17 protein-coding genes are annotated in these 23,286 nt (G+C 36.4%); 3 read left to right on the forward strand and 14 right to left on the reverse strand.

The features are described 5' to 3' along the window. Positions 1 to 27: 27 nt before the first annotated feature. The 3 genes from msrB to ccdA2 are packed head-to-tail and all read right to left on the reverse strand — an operon-like array spanning position 28 to position 2,508. Complete coding sequence (msrB, locus tag H346_RS0108380; protein ID WP_027970686.1) at positions 28 to 1,134, reverse strand: peptide-methionine (R)-S-oxide reductase MsrB; 1,107 nt, start codon at positions 1,132 to 1,134, stop codon at positions 28 to 30. A 34-nt stretch (positions 1,135 to 1,168) separates the two neighbouring features. Next, the gene (locus H346_RS0108385) at positions 1,169 to 1,786 is read right to left on the reverse strand and encodes a TlpA disulfide reductase family protein (RefSeq protein WP_027970687.1); all 618 of its coding nucleotides are present in this window, start codon (positions 1,784 to 1,786) and stop codon (positions 1,169 to 1,171) included. An 11-nt stretch (positions 1,787 to 1,797) separates the two neighbouring features. Then, entirely contained in the window at positions 1,798 to 2,508 is a 711-nt protein-coding gene (gene ccdA2 / locus H346_RS0108390; protein WP_027970688.1) for a thiol-disulfide oxidoreductase-associated membrane protein CcdA2, read from the reverse strand. A gap of 600 nt (positions 2,509 to 3,108) precedes the next feature. On the opposite strand from ccdA2, the gene H346_RS10995 reads away from it, so the two are divergent. Next, complete coding sequence (locus H346_RS10995) at positions 3,109 to 3,189, forward strand: Fic family protein (protein WP_341830608.1); 81 nt, start codon at positions 3,109 to 3,111, stop codon at positions 3,187 to 3,189. A gap of 201 nt (positions 3,190 to 3,390) precedes the next feature. Here H346_RS10995 and H346_RS0108395 read toward each other — a convergent pair whose 3' ends face one another. The 8 genes from H346_RS0108395 to H346_RS0108430 all read right to left on the reverse strand — a co-directional run bounded on the left by H346_RS0108395 (position 3,391) and on the right by H346_RS0108430 (position 15,728). After that, positions 3,391 to 4,131, reverse strand: a complete 741-nt coding sequence (locus H346_RS0108395) for an ADP-ribosyltransferase (RefSeq protein WP_027970689.1) — start codon at positions 4,129 to 4,131, stop codon at positions 3,391 to 3,393. 759 nt (positions 4,132 to 4,890) lie between these two features. Beyond that, entirely contained in the window at positions 4,891 to 8,310 is a 3,420-nt protein-coding gene (locus H346_RS0108400; protein WP_027970690.1) for a glycoside hydrolase family 2 TIM barrel-domain containing protein, read from the reverse strand. 18 nt (positions 8,311 to 8,328) lie between these two features. Then, positions 8,329 to 9,813 (reverse strand): response regulator transcription factor, encoded by a 1,485-nt coding sequence (locus H346_RS0108405; protein WP_027970691.1) that lies wholly within the window; start codon positions 9,811 to 9,813, stop codon positions 8,329 to 8,331. Between the two features lie 3 nt (positions 9,814 to 9,816). Then, positions 9,817 to 11,541, reverse strand: a complete 1,725-nt coding sequence (locus H346_RS0108410; RefSeq protein ID WP_027970692.1) for a sensor histidine kinase — start codon at positions 11,539 to 11,541, stop codon at positions 9,817 to 9,819. Continuing rightward, positions 11,531 to 12,136, reverse strand: a complete 606-nt coding sequence (locus H346_RS0108415; protein ID WP_027970693.1) for a YesL family protein — start codon at positions 12,134 to 12,136, stop codon at positions 11,531 to 11,533. Before H346_RS0108415 ends, H346_RS0108410 begins: the two co-directional genes overlap by 11 nt. A gap of 192 nt (positions 12,137 to 12,328) precedes the next feature. Beyond that, on the reverse strand, positions 12,329 to 13,774 hold the full coding sequence (locus tag H346_RS0108420) for an ABC transporter substrate-binding protein (RefSeq protein WP_027970694.1): 1,446 nt from the start codon (positions 13,772 to 13,774) through the stop codon (positions 12,329 to 12,331). A gap of 67 nt (positions 13,775 to 13,841) precedes the next feature. Next, entirely contained in the window at positions 13,842 to 14,768 is a 927-nt protein-coding gene (locus H346_RS0108425) for a carbohydrate ABC transporter permease (protein WP_027970695.1), read from the reverse strand. A gap of 9 nt (positions 14,769 to 14,777) precedes the next feature. Beyond that, positions 14,778 to 15,728, reverse strand: a complete 951-nt coding sequence (locus H346_RS0108430; RefSeq protein ID WP_027970696.1) for an ABC transporter permease — start codon at positions 15,726 to 15,728, stop codon at positions 14,778 to 14,780. 190 nt (positions 15,729 to 15,918) lie between these two features. On the opposite strand from H346_RS0108430, the gene H346_RS0108435 reads away from it, so the two are divergent. Both H346_RS0108435 and H346_RS0108440 read left to right on the forward strand, forming a co-directional pair. Next, a complete protein-coding gene (locus tag H346_RS0108435; RefSeq protein ID WP_027970697.1) occupies positions 15,919 to 16,821 on the forward strand; it encodes an ROK family protein in 903 nt (300 codons plus the stop codon). Continuing rightward, positions 16,799 to 18,973, forward strand: a complete 2,175-nt coding sequence (locus H346_RS0108440) for a GH92 family glycosyl hydrolase (RefSeq protein WP_027970698.1) — start codon at positions 16,799 to 16,801, stop codon at positions 18,971 to 18,973. The genes H346_RS0108435 and H346_RS0108440 overlap by 23 nt, the downstream gene beginning before the upstream one ends. 67 nt (positions 18,974 to 19,040) lie before the next feature. Here H346_RS0108440 and H346_RS0108445 read toward each other — a convergent pair whose 3' ends face one another. From H346_RS0108445 to H346_RS0108455, 3 genes are read right to left on the reverse strand one after another with little or no spacing between them, the layout of a single operon-like run. After that, positions 19,041 to 20,429, reverse strand: coding sequence for a glycoside hydrolase family 1 protein (locus H346_RS0108445; RefSeq protein ID WP_027970699.1), 1,389 nt, complete (start codon positions 20,427 to 20,429; stop codon positions 19,041 to 19,043). A gap of 17 nt (positions 20,430 to 20,446) precedes the next feature. After that, positions 20,447 to 22,141: a protein O-GlcNAcase gene (locus H346_RS0108450; RefSeq protein WP_027970700.1), complete on the reverse strand. Its 1,695-nt coding sequence runs from the start codon at positions 22,139 to 22,141 to the stop codon at positions 20,447 to 20,449. Positions 22,142 to 22,172: 31 nt separating this feature from the next. After that, on the reverse strand, positions 22,173 to 23,213 hold the full coding sequence (locus H346_RS0108455; protein WP_027970701.1) for a GntR family transcriptional regulator: 1,041 nt from the start codon (positions 23,211 to 23,213) through the stop codon (positions 22,173 to 22,175). Between the last annotated feature and the right edge of the window lie 73 nt (positions 23,214 to 23,286).

Here is a 23,286-nt window from a genome sequence, read left to right on the forward strand (position 1 = left end):
ATTATATCAGATTTTTTAGGATATGCCTTACTCTACTGATGATAATAAATAGCCATACCCCTTAGCTTCCATATCAGTCTTTGGAACAAACCGGATTGATAAGCTATTGATACAATAACGTAACCCGCCTTGGTCCTTTGGACCATCAGTAAAGACATGACCTAGGTGGGAATTCCCAGAGCGACTACGAACTTCTGTCCTTGTCATATTAAAGCTTTTGTCCTCCTTGTAACGAAGCACATCTGGACTTATTGGACGGCTAAAACTTGGCCAACCACAACCAGATTCAAATTTATCTTTTGACGAAAAGAGTGGTTCTCCTGTCACCACATCTACATAAATACCAGTCTCAAAAGAATCCCAATAGCGGTTGGAAAAGGCTTTTTCGGTTTCATTTTTTTGAGTGACACGGTATTCCTCTTTAGAAAGAGTCTTTTTAATAACCTCTTGACTTGGTTTGGGGTATTTGCTTTCATCAATAACTGGGTAAGTCGCTTCATTAGTGTCAATATGGCAGTAGCCATTTGGATTTTTCTTGAGGTAATCTTGGTGGTGTTCTTCTGCCTTGATAAAGTTTTCCAAAGGGGCTTTTTCGACCACTATTTTCTTTTTATAGTTGTTCGCTTTTTCTTTAAAAACCGTATCAATAACAGCTGAATCTGCCTTATCTGTATAGTAAACACCGGTGCGGTATTGACTACCACGATCATTCCCTTGCTTATTGATACTTGTTGGGTCAATAATCCTAAAATAATGCAACAAAAGATCTTTCAAACTAATACGATTTGCATCATAAGTCACTTCAACTGTTTCAGCATGTCCCGTTTGGTGAAGTAATTGGTAGCTGGTCGTCTCATCTCGACCATTTGCATAGCCAGATACAGCATCTAAAACACCCTCTACCTGTGAGAAATACTCCTCAACTCCCCAAAAACAACCGCCGGCTAAGTAAATGACTTTTTTATTTACAGGCATTGTCGTATCTGTTTTAGACGTTTTGACCTTTTTTGCTGGTAATTGTGGCTTATTTTGATTAAAAGTCTTTGCCTGACCTCTTTGAATAAGGGTAGAAACCCCACCAATAATCAGCACAAGTCCAATAATAAAAACAAGCAATTTCCATTTGTGCTCCATAAGACAACTCCCTTTCTTCAATAATCGTCATATGCTATTTAATGGCTTTCAGATTCTTTTCAATATCTGATTTTTTAGCGTAGCCAATATGTTTCTTAGCTAGAACACCATCACTTCCAATGAAAACCTCTGTTGGGTAGGATCTGACACCGTAAGCATTTAGCAATTTACCATCTGGATCAAGCAATACTGGCAAGTTCTTATATTCCGTTCCTGCAAACCATTTTTTGAAATTGGCTTCATTTTTTTCACCTTTATGCCCTGGCGAAACCACTGTTAAAACAACATAATCTTTATCGGTTTGTTTAGCAAGAGCCTCTGTATCCGCCAGAGTTGATAAACAAATAGAACACCATGATGCCCAGAATTTGAGATAAACCTTCTTACCCCTAAAATCAGAAAGTCGGTATGTCTTACCATCAACAGCTTTAAGCTCAAAATCAGCTGCCAACGGTCCTTTATTTACCATTTTATCTGTTTTTTTGTCGGTCATCACTGTACTATCTTTTGTAGACATTTTATCTTTCTTTTTATCAATCAAACTCTTTTTATCCTTTGATAATTCTGTTTTAGTCATCTTGTCCTGAGTTGAACAAGCGGTCAGTAAACTAAGGCAAGCCAAACCAATTATGAATCGTAAACTTTTTTTCATTATTTTCTCCTTTATCCAAATAATCCTGCTAAAAAATTGAACTGTCCTGTTATCAACAAAACACCCATCATAATAATGAGTAAACCACCAATTTTTTTCAATAAAACCATGTGAGGCTTTATTTTGTTAAATTGTTTTAAAACAAGCCCTGAAGCAAAAGATAAGAGTAAAAAAGGAATCCCAAGCCCCAGAGTATAGATAAACATGAGTAATCCCCCTTGCCAAGCGCCACTACCGCCAGAAGCTACAAGAGCCAAAACCGAACTCAAAACTGGTCCTACACAGGGTGTCCAGCCAAAACTAAAGGTAATACCAAGTAGAAAAGCATTAAGCAAACCATGACGAGTTTTAGCCTTAGAAAAGGATAGGGACTTTTGAAATTGCAACCTTTTAATGGTAACAAGTTCCATTTGATGAATTCCCAAAACAATAACCAAAATTCCTAATAAATAGCGAAACCACGCTGCATAAAGAATATTTCCTAAAAAGCCTGCACCATATCCCAAAATAACAAAAATTGTAGATAAGCCAAAGATAAAAACCAAAGTCTTGACAATGCCATACCAGTAAAACTTCTTTCCAAATAGGCTAACACTTCTTGAATCATTAGCATCCAATAAAATTCCTAAATAAACAGGCAGAATCGGAAAGATGCAGGGAGAGAAAAAAGATAACAAACCTGCAACAAAAACCGATGCTATTAATATCATTGATAATGTCATAATAAATTCCTCTCTTCATTTGTCTCCATTCTACCCAAAGAGAACTTTTAAAACTATAGACAATAACATGGAAAAACTAGAATTTGATACGATATAAAGATCTGTTCAAAAACTTGACACATTTCATTTATCTCCTTTAAATAGTCTCATCCATCTTGTGCAGACTATTAGTAATTCTGACATAAAAATCATTACCCCAATTTCCACTTCTTCAATGCTTGACCATTTCAACAGAAATTTCTTACATATCTAAGCTTGAATAAGTTTTTCAGCCTTAATTGATCTGTTGACCTATACATGCTAATGTTCTGACTTTTAGAAAATTAAGCTGAGTATAATATAAGTATCATCTCTTTCTAAGCAAGGGGACAAAATGCCTATGATTTTAAAAAGATAATTTCTAGATCAAAAGGCAGGGTCAACTCATTGCATAAAATTAAATAAAGACGATAACATCATTTTGATCGGTATTGTCATGACCTATTTCGACAGGACATGTTAGTGAAGACCTTATAAATGCAGATTTAACTAAGTTGATTGTTCTTATGAATAGCGATCAAGTACCATTAATAATAAAAGCTATTATTACACATTATTTCTTTGAATATCCATCCTTTTTATGATGGGAACAAAAGAACGGGAAGATTTCTACTATCTTCTTATAATTTACGGTCTTGTTAATGAGTTTATTGATTGCCCCTTTCACTACAAGCATTTTTTAACATATTGACAGCCCTACACAATCATAAACTCTGCATTATAGCAAAAATCGCCCGACACTGGCGACCCCCACCTACAATAATAAGACACAACCCGCTCAGAAATTAATCCGAGCGGGTTATTTTTTTGTAAATGAGTAGCTTATAAAGTTCGTTTTATTGTCTATTTTTTAAATACGTTTGCATGAATTATTATTCTAGTCTGGTCAGCAGAAAGTTTTACATCTTGCACAGAATACTCTGTACCACGAGGTAATAACACTTCTTGTTGTCCATAGTAAGCCGTTAATTCTCTAGAATTAATGTAAGCTAGTTTTGTACCTTTTGGTAAGTCTAGGTGCAATTCGATAGGTCTTCCTCCAACGGCTGAACCATTGAATAATTGTGTGCTTGAATACCCATCTTCTCTATATATTTTTTGTTTCATAAGTCTCTGTAACTTAATAATTAAGTTTGAATCAGGCTTTTTATTAGGCGTCTTCAAATTTCCTAAATCTTCCTGAGTAAGACCAGGTATGCTTTGAAGGAAATCATAGTTTAATAACCTATAAACAGTCACGGGTTCTGGTGTAGATACCTTGAAAATTGCTTGATCTAAGACTTTAATTCTAGTTTGAAGATCTGGAGATAACTGATCAAGTATTCCTTTAGAATTTCTTAGAGCAGTGTTAATTTGGGAGCTATTTTTTGTGTAATTATAAATTTCACTTTTTTCCTTAGCTGAATAAGAAGCTTTTTTTATTAGTTTTTCTCCCCATTTGGTAGCTTCATCTACTGTAGAGAATATTTTTGTTTGTTCTGCATATACTACGCTGCTTGATTTTAAAAAATTGCTAGCATTCGGTGCTAATAAAACTATTGAGACGTACAGAGCAACCTTTATAAATAGATTTTTAGTTTTCATAAATAGTGCCTTTCTTTATAAATAGTTTATTTGAGGTAATCTCTCTTAGTGATTACTAAACGTTGACAAAAATATATTCTACTCATTTATAAGACAATAAGTTACTTAACTTTATAAGATAATACAATTTTTAACAAAAAATTTTATATAAATCAAGCAAATTGTTTCAATCCATTAAGATTTGCTCGTTTTAAATATACAGTTGATCTGGCTATATCCAAACCTAGACTACCCCAAGGTGCGAAAAAGTTGTAGTGGTCAAGAATGCGGTGGAGGTATTGTGTGAATTAGAGTAAAAGGGTACAAAAAGGAGCAGAAATAATTTCAAATGATTATAATCAAATCATACTGTACAATGGGTAGCTTTTAATACTGTTAAGAATTATTGATTAAATTGTTGATTTTATAAATTTTCACCATTGACTAAAATATCTATTTCTAAGCTAATTTTGCTTATATCAATTTCAAAAACAGTGCGCGTGGTATTGCATTATTTTGAATAATGCTTTAGTTTAGCCGTTTCATTTTTAATACACAGTGTTATCTGCATAATTGACTTGCCAGCTGTTGCGACAACCATTAAGTGTCACTCTCTGCGACTCGACTCAACAAACTATCTTCACTTTAGCATAGACAAAAAGTAGTGAAGTCCTCCCATTGGTGATTTCTCCACTACTTAGTATATTTCTTCATTAATGTTAACGCATTCTACGTCCCTTGGCACGATTAGAACAATTCACAAATAGCTACTTGTGTCAACTATTTTTCTTCCTTAAGATTCCAAAGACCAATGATTAAATCGTCATAAGCGCTTAATACTTTTCCAGTCCATTCAAGCGTCACTTCTAAAATAAGTATATCAACCCTCTCGGTTAAAGTAATCATTTGCTCTTCTTGTGTAATTGCTATTATCGGTAAATTAATGACTATATTGGATGACTGTGATTCAGATGGAATCTGCAAACTGACCCGAACCTGTTCTAAAGTCTCAGAAGAAGAGACAAAACTAATAGCCCCTAGGGCTTGAAGTGTATCATATTGATAACGGTAACAAATACTGGTCGGTGTTTTGTACACGACTTCTTTTTTAGCAACTAAACCGAAGTTTTGGCTAGGATGTAGTTTTTTTGTCACATATCTAAGATCTGCTTCTACGTTTAGCCATTTACTAAAGCAATTTATTTGTCCAACTACCGTTTGTTCTTGTGAAAACCTCTTCTCATTTAATTGCCAAAAAACTGGAAAAGCTTTCGCCAGCTGTACTCCCATTACATCACGCACTTGTAGCCACTCAGGTAAGATGATATCATCTCCTGACCAATAATGTTGCACTAATCTGTCAAAAGAAAGTGGGGCTTTGATAAACGTTGTGTAACTCAAGAGATTCACCGGAGTACCCGATAAGTGAATCCTTTTTTGACTAACTTGTCGGTCCTCAATTAACCTCCCCTTATCTGCATGAGATTGTAAATTTAGATGACAAAAATAGGATTTAAATTGGTATTTATTCAAAGAATATCGAAAACTTTGACTAGTTTGACTCCGTTTAGAAACCTCCACTCGGTAGGTCGTAGAATCTAATTGTGATGAGTTAGCTGTTACTATCACTTGACCCGTCTGACCTGTCAAAGCAATAATTGCTAAAAGTTTTCCCCTATAAACTTTTCGATGGTTAGTTTGATAGGGCTGATAATCACACGGGTTACCATTGTCTAAAGCCAATAATTGAGCAGGTCCCTGCACATCAATGGTAATCAAATCTTCATCCGTCACAACAACTTCCCCATATTGATCTAAAACATCTAAGGTCAGATAGAGCAGTTGATTAGAACGATCCTGTTGATAATCTTTAAAAGCTGTCCAACGCAAACATTCTGGGTTTCCATTACTGATCACCTGACAACGACCATCAGTGTCTGACAACCTATTATCTTGATCATCGTAAGCGATAGCCGTCAACTTCCCTAATTGAAAAGGAATCTTCCATGTTAAATAAAGGTTCTGATGAGGAACTTCTGAGGCGTGGGTTCCTTGATACATTTGGTAACAATGACCTGCCTTGGTCACCTGTTTACTAAAGCACTTTTGACCATAGTCGGTTTTTTTCCCCTGAAAATCTTCAAAGACTAATCGTACTTTTGAGGCATTGCTATAAACCACTACTTCAACAAGACCATTTTCATCAGGACAGACCTGATTTTCCTGCCAATTCGGCAACAGGTGTAAAGTCGGTTTATTAGACCATTGGCTCTGATAAAAATAGTAGGTATCTTTAGGAAACCCTGCCGTATCAAAAATACCAAAATAAGATTGCTTAGGGGATGGCCATGGATTAACAGCTCCACGATTAATTTTATTCCAAGGGGTAGGCTCACCGAGATAATCAAAACCAGTCCAGACAAATTCACCAGCAACAAAATCTCTTGTAATGGTATCATACCATGCTTCACTAGCTAGAGAACCCCATGCAACCGTCGATTGGTCATAAGAAGTCAGTTGGTAGCCAGTATGATGGTTGCCTTTCACTTGATAAACTGATCGACTATTAATAGCCGAAGCTGTCTCTGAGCCATAGAGTAACCAATTAGGGTGCTCGGTATGTAACCGATCATAGTCTATCCCTTTAGCGTAGTTGAAACCGATCAATCCTTGCGGTCTCTTGAAATGACTAATTTGCTCAGCAATAGTTTTTATTTCCTGACCCCAATAAAATTGCTTATCTTTTAATTTATTATCCGCAAAAGTCACTGGGCGAGAAGTATCTATGGCAAGAATCCACTGGCATAATTCTACTGCAACGTCAGGGTAGTGACTCACATCTGCTGAAAAACCTTCCATCAGCTCATTACCAATCGACCACATGATAATGGAAGGATCATGTCGCCCAGCAAAAACCATACTCTGCAAACTATATTGTGCCCAAGTTATGTTTGCTGATAAGGCATTATTCAGATAAAGAGCATTTTGATAACCAATAGGCTTATGGAAATACCTAGAAAAGTCATTAATGTTTTCATTTTTCGCATAAGACCATGTGTCAAAAGCCTCTTCGATGACCAAAAGTCCCAAACGATTAGCTAACTTCTTGAAATGCCTTGCACTAGGATTATGTGTTACTCTAACAGCATTTGCCCCCATTTTTTTCACAAGTAACAATTGTCGTTCCAAAGCTGCCGGATAAGCACAGGCCCCTAGACTCCCTTGATCATGATGGAGACAGACACCCTTCAATTTAACTGGATCACCATTCAAGAAAAAACCATCATTCGCATCAAAATGTATTTGACGAAATCCTGTCTCTAACTTAATGGTATCCACGATTTTTCTCTCTTGATAAAGGTTGAGCTCTAAACAGTATAGGTTAGGAGAAGATGGAGACCAAAGTTTTAAATCATTAACGCTTAAGACAAGATTAAAAATCTCTGAATCGGCGATAGTATTTAGTGGTTGATGTTTCAGGTCATGAACAATCTGTCCTAGTTTACCATCGCTCAAACATTCAGAAAGTCTCACACCTAATTGATATTTGCTGCTGTCAATTAATTGGCTCAATCCAAAACTTAAACTAAGCGAAGTCTGTCTAGCATTCTTATGAGCAGTCTCCAACAATTCCAAACATAGCTGATTTTTATCAAAATGCAGTTTGGGAACTACTGAAAAGCTCACCTGACGATAAAGCCCACTGCCTGAGTACCAACGAGAACTTGGGACTTGATTTTCTACCCTTACCGCCAAAAGATTTTCTTGCCCAAATAAGATAAAAGAAGTGATATCATAACTAAAAGCCAAGTAACCATTGAAATGTTTTCCCACTAAATGACCATTAAGATATACTTCTACTTCCATATAAGCACCATCAAAATGGAGATTAAATTGATGATCTCGCAAAGAACTATCAATGGCAAATAACTTTCGATACCAGCCAATACCTCCTAATTTATAGGCGCTTTCAGCCTCACCATTGCGCGTATAAGGTTGAATGATACTAAAATCATGCGGAAGACTAATGGATTTCCAATCAGAATCATCAAAGAAAGGTTCCTGAGCCATTCTTAAATCTGCTCTGATAAACCGCCAACCATCATTGAAATCCTGATCTCTACCGACTTGATTAATCAACTGTAAATGGTAACTTGTTTCTTCTTGGCAACTGGTATTAAATAACTCTTTATCTTGCATGTCCTCTTTCACCTACCTTTATCGACCATCATTAATCGCTAAATAATTGCCTTTGTAGGAATCCCGAAATTCTTTAGGTGACAAACCATTTAATTTTTTAAACATCTTAATGAAATAGTGATTCGTATTATAGCCTGTTTCATAGGCAATCTCATTAATTGACTTATTCGTATAAAGTAAAAGTTGCTGAGCCTTTTGAATTTTAACCTGATTTAAATACTGCGCAAAACTGCGTTCTGTTTCATTCTTAAAACATTGTCCCAAATAGACAGCATTGACATGCAAACGATCTGCAATAGCCTTTAAAGTTAGTTCTTGTTGGTATTCTTTTTGAATACAGTCAATCGTTTCACTAACTAAATCTGAATAACGCTTCTCAGGTTGATTTTCCTTACTTGTTACATCAAGTATCTTTTTTAGTTCTAAAAAAATGCTATCAATGGATTGACTATTGTGAATCGTATCTATCATTGATAAGTAGGTCATTCGATCTAAAACGGGAAATTGTCGATAAATATCTGAAAAGAGTAAAAAAGAGACATGTTTGACATCCTCAGGAGCAAAATTTAAAGCTTTCATTTCATCAAAGATTGCTTCCAATTTAGAGTGCACCGTTGGAGCATCACCAATCATCAAAGCTTTATTAAAAGAGAAAAATTTTAGACGCGATTCAGGCATTTCAATACTTCGATTCATTTTCAAAGACTGAGTCGACCGTTCACGATTGTAAAAGAGGCTCTTTCTAACCTGATCATAGCTCTCATAAACATTTTCCCAATCAAAGACTGTTTCTCCCAAAATCAACTGTTCAATAATTGGGGCAAAGTATTTTTGTAACCCCTTAACAAAGGTTTTTACCTCAGCTCTTTGTCCTAATAAGACAATCACATAGATCTTTTTTTTGTCTTGTTTTTTTAAATAAAAAGGCTGATGCAAAGCATCAAAATAAGCCTCCAATTCTTCATTCCATACTTGGCATGCTAAATAAAGTACGGTAAATCCTGTAAACACCTGTTGGGGGTAATTTTGTGTTAATTGATAAAATTCTTTTTCACTCAATTCATCAGTCAACCAAAGATTAAGTAAACTTTCTTGGTATTGTTGTTGGCGAACCTTCTCTTCTTTTTGACTATCCAACCATTTCTTGAAATGATCCATTTTTAACTGTAGTTCTACTTTATCAACAGGTTTTAACAGATACCCTTTTGTCTCTAAGTCGATGGCTTGCTGAACATAAGAAAATTCTTGATAACCCGACAAAATTAAAGTTTGCAGTTGTGGATTGATAGCTTTTGCTGCCTCAATTAACTCTAACCCTGACATGCCAGGCATATTAACATCTGAAATCATGACATTAATCCTTTGAGTACTTAAACAGGCTAAGGCTTCTGCTCCTGATTTAGCAGTAGCCACCACCTCAAAACCAAGTGATTTCCAATCAATAAGAACTTTCAATCCTTGTAAAATCATGTATTCGTCGTCAACCAACAAGACTTTATACATCTCTTAAATCTCCTTTCTAATTTGAATACGAATCATAAAACCACCACTTGGTGATTGAGACATGAGCCAGCTTACATTTTTACTAAAATAATGGTTCAATCTCATATAAACATTTTGCAAACCAATAGATGTATTCCCCAACATTTGTGGTTTTTTAAGATTTTCTTCAAGTGTCATTAAATCTTCTAAACTAATGCCTTTGCCATTATCTAACACCTGAATCAAAATACTATCGCCTTCATCTAAAGCTTTGATACTCAAAGCATTGTCACGACGGCTATAGTCGATGCCATGCCTAAAATAATTTTCCACTAATGGTTGAATGATAAATTTAGGAATCTCTAAATCAGCCACACTAGCATCCATTTTAACGTGGTAAGCAAAACTGTTTGGGTAACGCATTTGATAAAGATAAATATATTTATCACAAAAATCCAACTCATCTTTAAGCTTAGTCATCTTGTCTTGGCTGATATTATTGCGTAATAAAGAAGCAAAGGCATAAATAACATCAGCAAGCTCTTCTTGCTGGCAACTAATAGCAGACATACGAATATATTCCAAAGTATTATATAAAAAATGGGGATTAATTTGAGACTGCAAAGCTTTCATTTGCGCATCTCTTTGTTCAACCTCTAAGATGTAAATCTCTTCGATATATGTGTTAATGTTACCTAACATTTGATTAATAGCTTCTGAAATATGATAGAGTTCCAACTCCATATTATGATTATCAATAGTTAATGACAGATCACCAGCAGCAACCCTTTCTACAGTATTTGTAATCTCAGATACCTGTTGAATGTAATTTTTAAATACTCGAAAGAGAATTAGCAACAAAAGCCATGCTAACAAAAAAGAAATTGAACTGTAAAGAAGGATAATTCTTACTGACTCTACGAAAAAGTAAGACTTTTTAATAGCCACATAGGCTAATAAATCACCCGAATGACTGTAACGAATCTGATAACCTTTACTCCAAGTCATACCATTAATCGGCTTATCTGTTTTCAATGCCCTCATCAGTCCAGTTTCAAGATTAAGAAACCCCTTCCCACCTTGATTAAAAAGTTTCCTACCATAATAATCAAAAGCATAGGTTGCCAAATAGTCAGTCTGTTTTTGAGGAGATGGAGCTGTTGGGATCTCAAATGTTAGGTAGAGTTTTCCAGTAACGTCTCCTGTTTCAGGATTACGAATCGACCGTACGAGATAATTTCCCTGTGACAAAGTGATACTGCCCGACATCAGTCGACCCGTTTTAATCACTTTATCTGCATAAAGGTAAGCGCCACTATCATCCAAACTAATGGTCAAAGCTTTTATACTAGGATAAAGGTCAAAAAGTCGTCTCAACTGTTCTGAAAACAATATATTATTCTTTCCCTTTTCCCAATCTTGAAATAGTTTTGTAAAATACTGACTGGGACTTAATGTCATATACTGATAAAAATTAGTATAATCTTCTGGTTGACCAAATAACTGCTCCACGACTCTCAATGTAATGTCATTTTGAGATTGTAACTTGACTAGCACATCCTCTAAGCGCATTTGGGCTTCTGTATCAACTTTTCGATACGTATTACTAATCGTATAACCACTTAAACCGATAGCACCTAGAACAAAGAAGATTAAAATCAAAAAACTATATAGCTTCATCAAACGATTAATGAGAATACCTTGTTTCAACTGATGTGGAAGAAGGTCTCTCCATGATTTAATGCCCATCAATAACTCCATCTATTCGGCTACGATTTGGTGCAGTAACATGATCTAATAAGAAAACCAGCAGCCCAAATGTCATAAAAATAAAAAGTCCCTTATATTGCCAGGTGATGAAACCAACTCCTACAATCACAGTTAACATCATTAAAAATTGTTTGAAACTAAGAAACACACTAATAAACGCTAACTTAATATTATCCCACAGACGAATGTCATAAGAAACACCGTAAAACGTCATATAAATGTAAATCATTATAACCCAAATCATAGCCATCAGGATTATAAAGGAAATCATGAACCAAAATAGAGATTGAAACTGGGTTGCCAAATGCAGATTAAACCCTAAGCCAATCATTACAAAAACAAATAACCAAAACCTAACGTTTGCATGCTTAATTACTGACTTCCACAATGTAAAAGCTCGCTTCAATGAATAATGTTTTTCCTCTTGAACTGTTTCTAAAAATAAAGCCACGATGGTCTGCCAAGCAGGTCCAATCCCAAATACAATTAAGCCACAAAGACATAAAAGATGAAATAGCAAAGAGAGCTGCATCAATTTCCAAATCAAAAAACATGCTTTTTCAATTCCTGTCATGAGTTTACCTTCAACTTTCTATGGCTGATTTTGAGAACTGTTTGGGTAAATAACTGAATCACTATCTTCTTCTAGCAACTTATCATTTAAACTTCTTTTACTATAACACATTTGCCTTTGAATGTGGCAATTATCTAAAGAGGACCAAGGTCACCCCCAGTCCTCTCGCTATCACTCTTTGTGTTTACCTTTTTATTTTTTACTTGCAATAAAGTCGTCTAATTGTTTTTGAATATCTTTTTGAACTTTGTCCCATCCAGCACCTTTAAGGTCTGAAATAAGTTTTGGAAGAACTTCATCAGGATCTACAGTACCAGTATTAATACTTGCTTTGTAGCGATTCATAACGTTTGAGATATTTGACAACTCGGTTTTGATCGATTTGGTATTAACAGTAAAACCAAGAATCGGAGATTCTTTCGCCTCTTTAATAGATTGATCACGCTTGGCAATCATCTCATCTGTAATTGATTCTTGAGTGTAGAGAATTTTATTGTTACCAGTATTCCAAGCGCCCATGTGCATTTTAGGTTGGTAACCATCAAGCAGTTTAATTTTTTTGTCGCCAATTTTTTTCCAAGCTTTACCTTCAACACCATAAACGAGACCATTTAATAATTTGGGATCACTATTAAGAAGTGAGAGCACCTCAACAGCTTTTTCTTTATTTTTAGAGACATTTGACACGACAAAGTTTGCCATTTGCGCTTGTGAGGTTGTTTTAAGCGGTTTCGTTAATGGGCGAGAAACAATTTTTTTACCAGCAGCATTTGTCAAAATGGTATCACCATAGTCCATAGGACCTTGTGTTTCTTCACGCATAAACCAGGTATTTCCTTCAAGCGGATACCCTTCAGTGTTTGTCGCAGCATCAGATGGGATGATACCTTCTTTATACCATTTATGCATCAATCGGAGATTCTGTTTGAACGTTTCATCTTCGTATTGATTAATGATAGTTGGTTTACTTCCATCAATTTTAACTGCAAATGGTTGATTTTTAGTTAGGGGGTAATCATAATTGCCTGACATGCTAAAGACTTGACCGATGGCAAAGGCAGCTGTGTTTGGTTCTTTTTCATGGAATTGTTTCAAGACATTTTCAGCATCGGCGTAAGAATTGATATTAGAAATATCCAATCCATATTTATCTACTAATTCTTTATTGAACGATAACATTTGTTGGGCATAAACGTTCGCATCCACTGGGAAAGCATACAATTTGCCATTAATAGTATTTCCTTTAATATAAGCTGGATCTAAATTTTTATAAGTTTTCTTAGCATATTTTGGCATCAACTTTGTTAAATCAGCAAAGGCACCTTTTTGGGCATTAACCACATAGTTATTGGCAAAGGCAATATCATAGTTTTCCCCAGACGCAATTATGGTACTCATTTTATCATCCCAATCGCCCCAACCAATATATTGAAGATCAATAGTTGCTCCAGTTTTTTCCTTAATGCGCTTATTGGCAATTGCCATCAATTCATCAAAATTATCTGGTTTATCACCCACCTGATACATCAATAATTTGACACCACCATCCTTAGAAGCTGACTTGCTTCCACAACCTGCTAAACTAGAAGTTACAAGAATAGTTCCAGTAACACATAAGATTTTTTGCCACTTTTTCATTGGTGAAACCTCCTAAAAATTTTTCATTTTCGACAAATAGTGGATTGGTCCTGTCATCGCTAAAATATTATTCTTTGACCCCACCGATAGTTAATCCTCCAACAAAGTATTTTTGGAAAAATGGATAAGTTAAAGCAACTGGCAAAGTTGCAATGACAACAATCGCCATCCGGACAGATTCCTTAGGCAACGATGCTAAACCATCAGCCATCTGAGCACTTAATCCAGCATTCTGAGCTAGTGCTTGTAAATTGCTTTGAATCTTCATTAAAAGGTATTGCATTGGGTAAAGATCCTCACTTTGCACATAAAGAAGTGCATTAAACCAGTCATTCCAGTAAGTTAGAGCTGAAAATAAACTAATAGTCGCAATACCAGGAATCGCCAAAGGTAAAACAATTTTTATAAAAATCATCAACTCACTTGCACCATCCATACGAGCCGATTCAATAATGCTATCTGGAACTGTCTTTTTAAAGAACGTTCTCATAACCAAGATACCAAACGGTCCCAATGCCATCGGCAAAATCAAGGCCCAAACCGTATCTTTCAGTTGAAGTAAGTTACTAACCACCAAATAATTGGCTACCATTCCTGGCGCAAAAAGCATCGTGATGAGAGCATAGATAGTAAAGAAACGTCTATATGGAAAATAAGGTCTTGAGATAGCATAGGCATAAGTTGACGTCATTGTGGTATTAATAAAGGTCCCCACAACAGTAATAAAGACAGATACTCCAAACGATCTGAAAATTCTCTGTGACATGGCTCCTTGGAAAATATAGTGGTAAGCTTTGCTCGACCAAGCTTCTGGAAAAAAGCTATAACCATGATTGATTAGATAAGTCTCATCAGTAAAGGAAATAATAATAACAAAGATGAAAGGAATGACACAAGAAATCGCAAAGAGGGCTATGAGAACATTAAAGATAATATTGCTCTTTTTATCAAAAGTTCTGACATTAATTTTTTCAACTTTTTTCTTTTTCTCCATGTCTTTCTCCTAAAATAATGCCGCCTCTGGATCCATACGGCGAACAAAAGCATTCGTAATTAACAAGAGACAAGTACCAACGACAGACTGGTAAAGGCTAGCTGCAGAAGCCATTCCAATATCACCTGTAGCTGTTAAGCCATTGTAAACATAGGTATCTAAAACACTAGTAACGTTATAAAGAGGTCCTGAATTCTTGGGAATTACATAGAACAATCCAAAGTCTGATTTAAAGATGCTACCAATATTGATGATTAATAAAATTGACATCATTGGCAAAAGTTGTGGAATGGTAATATTTTTAATTTGTTGCCATTTGCTAGCACCATCTACCAGGGCTGCTTCATAATAGGTATCTGAAATTCCCTTTACTGAAGCATAATAAATGATACTATTGTACCCTAGACCTTTCCAAATACTCATAAAAAGAAGAATCAAAGGCCACCAAGTTGGGTTGGAATACCATTTAATAGGATTTTGACCATTTCCTATAAGGAACTGATTAATCACACCTTTATCCGTATTTAAAAAGGCAGACACAAAATATTCAATAACAACCCACGATAGGAAATAAGGTAAAAGGGACATGGTATGATAAACTTTAACCGTTCTCTTGTTTCGCAATTCACTCATAATAATAGCAAAAGCGATCGCAAAAAACACATTAAAGAGCAAGAAAACCAGGTTATAAGCAATGGTATTTCGTGTAATTAACCAGGCATCTTTGGAAGCAAAGAGGTATTTGAAATTATCTAAACCAACCCAAGGACTTTCTTTGAGACTTTCCATAAATCCTCCAGCAGAATAATGGAAATCTTTAAAAGCTACCACATTAGCTAATACTGGAATGTAAAAGAAAAAGATGAACCAAATAAATCCTGGCAATACCATAAGGAGTAAAGTACGGTATTTTATCACATTTTTCCAAAAGGATTTCTTTTTCTTGGTCTCATTTGTCATCTACCAAACCTCCCTTTGTCCTTGTCAAATCATAGTTAGAGTATATCAAGCGCTTACATAGCTAACAAGCAACAAATTATAGAAATGATAACACAAAATATAGAAATGGTTGGAAAACCTTTTCAATCTTCTTTAAATCTGTCATACTAAAAATAAAGAATTGATCCGATACCAAAAAGGAGTAATTATTATGACGTTATTATGTATAGACATAGGTGGCACGTCCATCAAATTTGCCATCTGCCAAGACGGTCAGTTAAGCTTGCAAAACAGTTATCCCAGTCCTACTAGCTTAGAAGCTTTCTACCAACTGCTCGACCAACAAGTCACCCACTACTCAGCTTGTCATTTTTCAGGCATTGCTATTAGTTCACCAGGGGCTGTTAATAAAGAAACTGGTATCATTGAAGGCGCTAGCGCCATTCCATATATTCACCATTTTAAAATTCAGAAAGCTTTGGAAGAGCGCCTACATTACCCCATTTCTATCGAAAACGATGCCAATTGTGCTGCCCTAGCAGAAGCTGTTCTAGGTGCCGGAAAGTCTGCTAAAAGTTTTGCAATGCTCGTACTTGGAACTGGGGTGGGTGGCAGTTTGGTGATAAATGGCAACATTCATCACGGTGCTCATTTATTTGGCGGTGAATTTGGCTTTATGATAATGAATGACCGCTATCAATCATTTAGCAAACTAGGAACGGTTGTTAATATGGCTGAACGTTACACTAAAGTTCTTAATGATGGGAATAACTACACTGGCAAAGATGTATTAAGATTTGCTGAACAAGGGGATCAACTAGCTCTCAAAGAAAGACAAATCTTTTTGAAAACCTTATCTATAGGCATTTTTAACATTCAACATGCTTTTGATCCTGAAATGATTTTGATTGGCGGTGGCATCTCCCAATCTGATTTTCTGTTACCAGCTATTGAAGCTGAATTAGATAAACTTTATGAACACGTTAAGATTTCTGATTTAAGACCCCAACTAGCCATTTGTCAGTTTAAAAATGAAGCAAACCTATTGGGAGCCTACATTGATTTTTGTCAAAGTTTCAAGGAGACTTATCATGGACAGACTAGACTTTATTGATACCCGTTTTGGAACAGCCAACCATTACCATTTTTCACAAGGAAACTGTCTCCCCTTGACAGGTGTTCCATTTGGCATGAATTATTTAAGTATTGAAACCAATCAAAATCAAGGGGCTTGGTGGTTTCATCCCGATGACCATAGCTTTTCTGGTATCCGTTTGACACATCAACCTAGTCCTTGGATTGGTGATTTTGCTACTGTTACTTTCCTTCCAGTAAGTGGTCCTCTAATCAAAGGAGATATTTTTCATAACCAAACATCTTATCGTCCCAAAGAAGCACGCTTTCAACCGCATCTGCTTGAAATTTTTAGCCAAAGACATCGGGTTTTGACACGAGCAACCGCTTCAACTTACAGTTTCCAGTGTGACTTTTCCTTTGAAAATGGCAAAGCGGGTTTGATTATCCATAATCCCGGAAATAGTTTTTGGCAAGTCAAAGCTGACGGAAAAACCGTTATTGGATGTGTTCAAAACGTTTCGGACTGCCAAGATAAAGACCTTTCTATGTTTGTTCATCTTCAGTTCAACAGTCCCATCCTCAAAAAGGTCATCGGAAAAGACTTAACTATTACAGCTTTTGATGACACAACAAAAACAACTTTTACCTACTTCCAATTTGCTGCTGATCTAAAGCACCTAGAACTAAACGCTGCCACTTCCTTTGTTAGTTCCAAGCAAGCAAAACTTAATTGGCAACGAGAGTTTCCTAAAACCTTTGAAGAGGGTCTTAAACAAAATCGGAAAAAATGGAATACGTATCTAAATCGGATTCAGATTGAAGATAAAAACTTTGAAAAAGTTAAAATCTATTACCATCATTTTTACCGAGCTCTGCTTTTCCCACAAAAATGGTACGAAATTAATGAATCTGGTCAGCCGATTCATTACAACACAACTAGCCAGAAAGCTGTCATTGGAAAATATTATACGAACAATGGCTTTTGGGACACCTACAAATCTCTTTACCCTTTACTATCTCTAATTGCACCAGAAGTCTATGCAGATATTTTGGAAGGTCTCTTGTCGGCCTATCAAGATACTGGCTATCTACCAAAATGGCTGTCTCCAGATGAACGAGGCATGATGCCAGGAACGCTAGTTGATGCTGTTATTGCAGATGCAGCTGTTAAAGGGATTAGAGAAGATCTAATGCCTGCCTTTTTAGAAGCCATGCTGGTAACAGCCAATACCCAAAGTGTTCTTCCCAACTACGGTCGACAAGGTAGTCAAGATTATCAAAAACTAGGTTATATTCCTAATAACTATAGTGAGAGTGTCAATCAAACACAAGATTACGCTTACAGTGATTTTTGTATAGGACAAGTAGCTAACAGTTTAGGAAAGTTCAAACTAGGCTGCCAGTATCACACCCGTTCCCTTAATTATCGCCACTTAGTTGACAAAGAAACTGGCTATCTTAGAAGTAAAGACCAGCATGGTCAATGGCGCCCTGATTTTAACCCTATCTGTTGGGGACAAGATTATACAGAAGGTTCTTACTACCAAAATGGATTTGCTTGTTATCACGATTTCCTAGGCTATATCCGTCTTATTGGAGGAAAAGAAGCTTTTGCTAAGAAACTTGAAGAATTGTGCAATCGCGAACCAGTCTTTGATGTTCACGGTTACGGTTTTGACATCCATGAAATGACTGAACTGGCTACACAAGATTTTGGTCAGATTGCCATTTCCAACCAACCTAGCTTCCACCTTCCTTACCTATACCACTACATTGGTCAGCCCCAATTTGGACAACTGATCCTTAAGAACCTATTAAACCATGCCTTTTCAGATCAAGGCTACCCCGGAGACGAAGATAATGGTAGCATGAGTTCTTGGTACCTTCTAAATAGTTTGGGAATTTACCCTGTGACACCGGGAACTGGACAATATTTAATTGGTATTCCAGCTATTGACCAAGCCACTATTCGACTCCCAAACGAAAATACCATTCAAATCAATTGTAAAGGAAATGTTCCTCAATACCAATTTGTCAAAGAGGTTCGGCTCAATGGAGCGATTTACAACAAGCTTTATATCGACCATAATGATCTGATAACTGGTTGCCAGATTGATATTCAACTAAGTCTCGTTCCCCCACTCAAACATTACGATAATTCTGATTTACCATATTCTTTAACAGATTAACAGTCAAAAAAGCATTTCATCACTTATTTATAACAAGGTGATGAAATGCTTTTACTATATGAATTGATTAAAAACCATTAGCTTCAATCACTTTTTTTAACCAATAGCCAGATTTTTTGACACGACGTATCTGTGTGTGAATGTTATTTTCCACAAGACCGTAACGATTTTTATAAGCGTTTAACCAAGACCAACAATCAATTGGAGTCCAAACGTGATAACCAAAACAATTAGATCCCTCCTGAATTCCCTTATGCAGATAAGTGAGGTGCTCTTTTAAAAATTGAATTCGGTAATCATCCTGAATTTGTCCTCTCTCATCACGATAACGATCTTCTCTTGAAATACCAACACCATTTTCAGACAAGAACCAAGGAATGTTACCATACTGGTCACGCATTTTAATAGCAATATCATAAACAGCTTCTGGGTAAATTTCCCACCCCTTGTCCACATTCATACGACGCCCCGGCATCAAATAAGTATCATAATACCATTCTGGACTCCAAGAGGGGCTTATTACAGGAATAACGTTTGGTGCCTTTACGCGCTTTGGATGGTAAAAATTAATCCCTAGATAATCGACGGTATTGTTTGCAATAATAGCCAATTCTTCTGATGTAGCTTGCCACAATACACCATCTTTTTTCAAAACAGCTACTAATTCTTCTGGAAACTTTCCATGAACTGCAGCGTCCATGAACAACTCATTATTCCACAACTCTGCAAAATGAGCCGCAGTTAGATCAGCAGCACTGTGACTGGCTGGATAGGCTGGTGTTAAATTGAGAATTGTTCCGATGCGACCATTATTAGACGCTGCTCTTCCTTGACGATAAGCCCGAATAACTTTAGCTGTCGCAAGCGCTAGATTGTAAGCAACCTGTACCGCTTTTTTCCCATCGACAATCGCTGGATAGTGGAACTGCATTAAATAAGACCCCTCCACAACAATCATCGGTTCATTGTGGACAAACCAATCCTTGACACGGTCTCCAAAGTGCTCAAAACAAACTTTAGCAAAGGCAACAAACAAATCCACAACCTCTTTAGATTCCCATCCGCCATATTTTTTGTAAAGGGCAATAGGCAAATCAAAATGGTGTAAATTCATAATGGGACGGATGCCGTGTGCCAAACAAGCATTAATTAACTTGTTATAATAGGCAAGCCCATCTGGATTAACCAAAGCCATTTCAAAATCATCAATCAGGCGTGTCCACTGAATAGAAGTTCGATAAGAATTGTGTCCCAAAGAAGCCAATAAAGCTAAGTCAGCTTCAAACTGATGATAGACATCTGATGCTGTATCTGGTCCCACATAATCATAAAATAATTCGGGTTCTTGCTCATACCAGTAATCAAACAAATTGCGATGTGTTTTTTGAAATCGCCCTTCACTTTGTGGTCCTGATGTCGCACCACCCCACCAAAACTGTTCTGGAAACTGTAACATATCCCTTCCTTTTCTCTTTAGACATAATCCTCAGCCTTAGCCTCACTAATCCGATCTTGCCTGTTTAATGTGCACCTTTCCTGACTACAATGTAGCTGATAAAAGTAACTTGGAATATTGGTTCCAATCCGATATTTACTTGCTTGCAAATTAGCATATTGCCTATCTAGGTCTGAGGACCTCTCTAAAATTGCTTTCCACAGCCCCTGATCACTTGCCACACGGTCAAACCACGGAGCAATTGCTTTTTGGAAATCAGGGTTCGCAAATGTTTTTAATTTATCCACAGATTCTGTTAATTCAGCCATCCAATCAGATAACTTTTTCACATCCTTGTTGACAAGAGCTTCTTCTACCTCAAATGGCAACTCCCTGTGCAAATGACGATTCCCATTATGCCAAGCAAACTTTTTTAAAGCAATCGCTAACTCTGTGCTTCCAGTATATTCCTTCAAAGTCTCCGACCAAGAATAGCTCGGTTGGTAACGGTAAGCATCCCATAAATAATGGCTCATATCTGTTAAAGTTAACTTGGACAATTCCCAGCTAATCATTGGGTTAGAAACAATTCCCTTTACCTGATAATCTATTTGACACAAAAACGGTGAACGATTAGCAAATGGCGTTAAAAAAAGTCTTTCAGAATCATTTTGATAATCATTGACAGGAATATTATCCCAAATAATTATTGGACGTTTGTAAATAGCTGCCATTGTTTCAATATCCACTTGTGAAATCTGACTAGCTAAGGTACTTGGACCTGTCCAGAAAAAAGCAATATCAGAAGGGGTGGTTTCTGATAATTCAGCTAGATAAAGCGAATCGTGTTGATTATCATATTCCGTTGGACAAACAACAAGTTCTGGCGCTGCGTGCTGAGCATTCAAAAAATCATAAACTTGAGTGATCAAATGGGCTTGAGCATAGGCAGTTTTTTTGAAACGCCTTTCAACCGCATCTACAATTCGATAATCAATATCATCCAACAGTAAACCAAAATGACAAACCCCTAAATCCAACAATTGTTGCAATTTTTGGTAAAGAAATCGGTAATCTTCTTCCTTAGTATAATTAAAATCAAGACCTGGACTAATCATATACCAAAAATCAATCTGATGTTCCTTAGCAACCTGAACCAAGTCTTTAAAATAAGCCATCCAGTCCTCTGGATACAAGTCACGCCAGTTCTTACGCTGATAGTCATCATCTTTAGGAGCATACATATAAGTATTCATGCCTTTATCAGCAAGAAACCGGAGACAATCCAAACGTTCTTCACGGGTCCAAGGAATTCCATAAAAACCTTCAATAATTCCACGCATCGCAAACGAAGGACAATGTTTTACCGAAACAATCGGTAAGTAGCAATTCTCATCCTTAACTGTCATAATCTTTTCTAAAGCTTCCTGGGCGTAACGAAAGCCTCGCAAATTCTGACTTTCAATAACAATTTCTTTAGCTTCTGAAATCGTTAAACGAAAAGCATCTTTAGCTAATTGACGATTAAATAAATGCTTAATCGTAAGATCTGCAACTCCTTCTTCGATCCACTTAAAACCAGAGAATGTGGCAAGGCTTGGTATCATTGTCTCTTGGTTTTCAAAACGAAAAAAGCGACCAATAAAGCGACAAGAAAGAGGGGTTTTAAAGACCAAATAATCACCTCTTGTAATGACTTCTTGATAATCTTTTAAGGCTTGGTAAATACTCATCTCAATTCTCCTTATTATAGCATATCAAAGATTACTGACTACTTTCTCTAATAAATACTTGAACTGGTAATTGGCAAGAAGACACCGTAAGTTCTGGCTGTGTAATTGTTTGCAACAAAAGCCTTGCCGCCTCCTGTCCCATTTGGTAAAAATCCTGTGCGGCTGTTGTCAGCTGGGGACTAAGTAAATACGATGCCTGACTATTATCAAAGCCAACGATTGCTACCTGATCTGGAATAGACAAGCCAGCTTGCATGACTTTTTGAACCAATTGAATAGCAAGCCAATCGTTTTCGACCACTAGACCCGTCTTATGAACTTGTTTTTCCAATAAACAATCAACTAATTGATTTAAGTAAACATCAACTGTTTCAGATTCCGCTTTAGGAAAATAACTTGATTTAAGAGAAGCATCTGCCATAGCAGACAAATAACCCAAATAGCGGTCTCGAACAGAAGATACCTCTCCAAAAGACTCTTTAGCCACAAAAACAATGCGATCACAGGCTTCTTCAATTAAATGTTGCGTTAATTGATAAGAACCACCTTTATTATCTGCCACAACTGCCGGAAAACCAAAGAGGTCTAAAGCTTTATCCAACAATACCACAGGAATTTTGTAGCTATCACAATAAAAGAGTAAATCAATACTATGATTCACATCTTCAGGATAATAAATAATCCCAGCATAGTCTGACAAACTCTCCAAACTCACTGTACTCGCCAACTGTACCATTAAACGGTAATCGTTTTGCGCAACATAGGTCATAATGCCTCTGGCATAATCCCCCAATTCGTAATCTGAGGCAAAAGGAAGTATCAACAATAAGTCCTTGTTTTTCTCAGAAATATCTGCCATTTTTTCCGTAACAAAACTCCCCTTACCACGGGTTCTTGTGATAAGCCCTTCTAATTCCAACTCCACAAGCGCTCGTTTTGAGGTAATGCGACTCACAGAAAATTGTTCTGATAACTCCTTCTCAGTTGGCAGACGATCACCTTTCTGAAATTGCCCTGTTTTAATTTGATCTTTGATAAAATGATATATCTTTTTATATAATAATTCAGCCATTTTTTACTCCCAACACTAGTATAGCATGAAAAAACAGTATCGTAAACCCTTTCAAAAACTTATGGACAAAATT

Source organism: Streptococcus castoreus DSM 17536 (assembly GCF_000425025.1).
Classification (GTDB): Bacteria; Bacillota; Bacilli; order Lactobacillales; family Streptococcaceae; genus Streptococcus; species Streptococcus castoreus.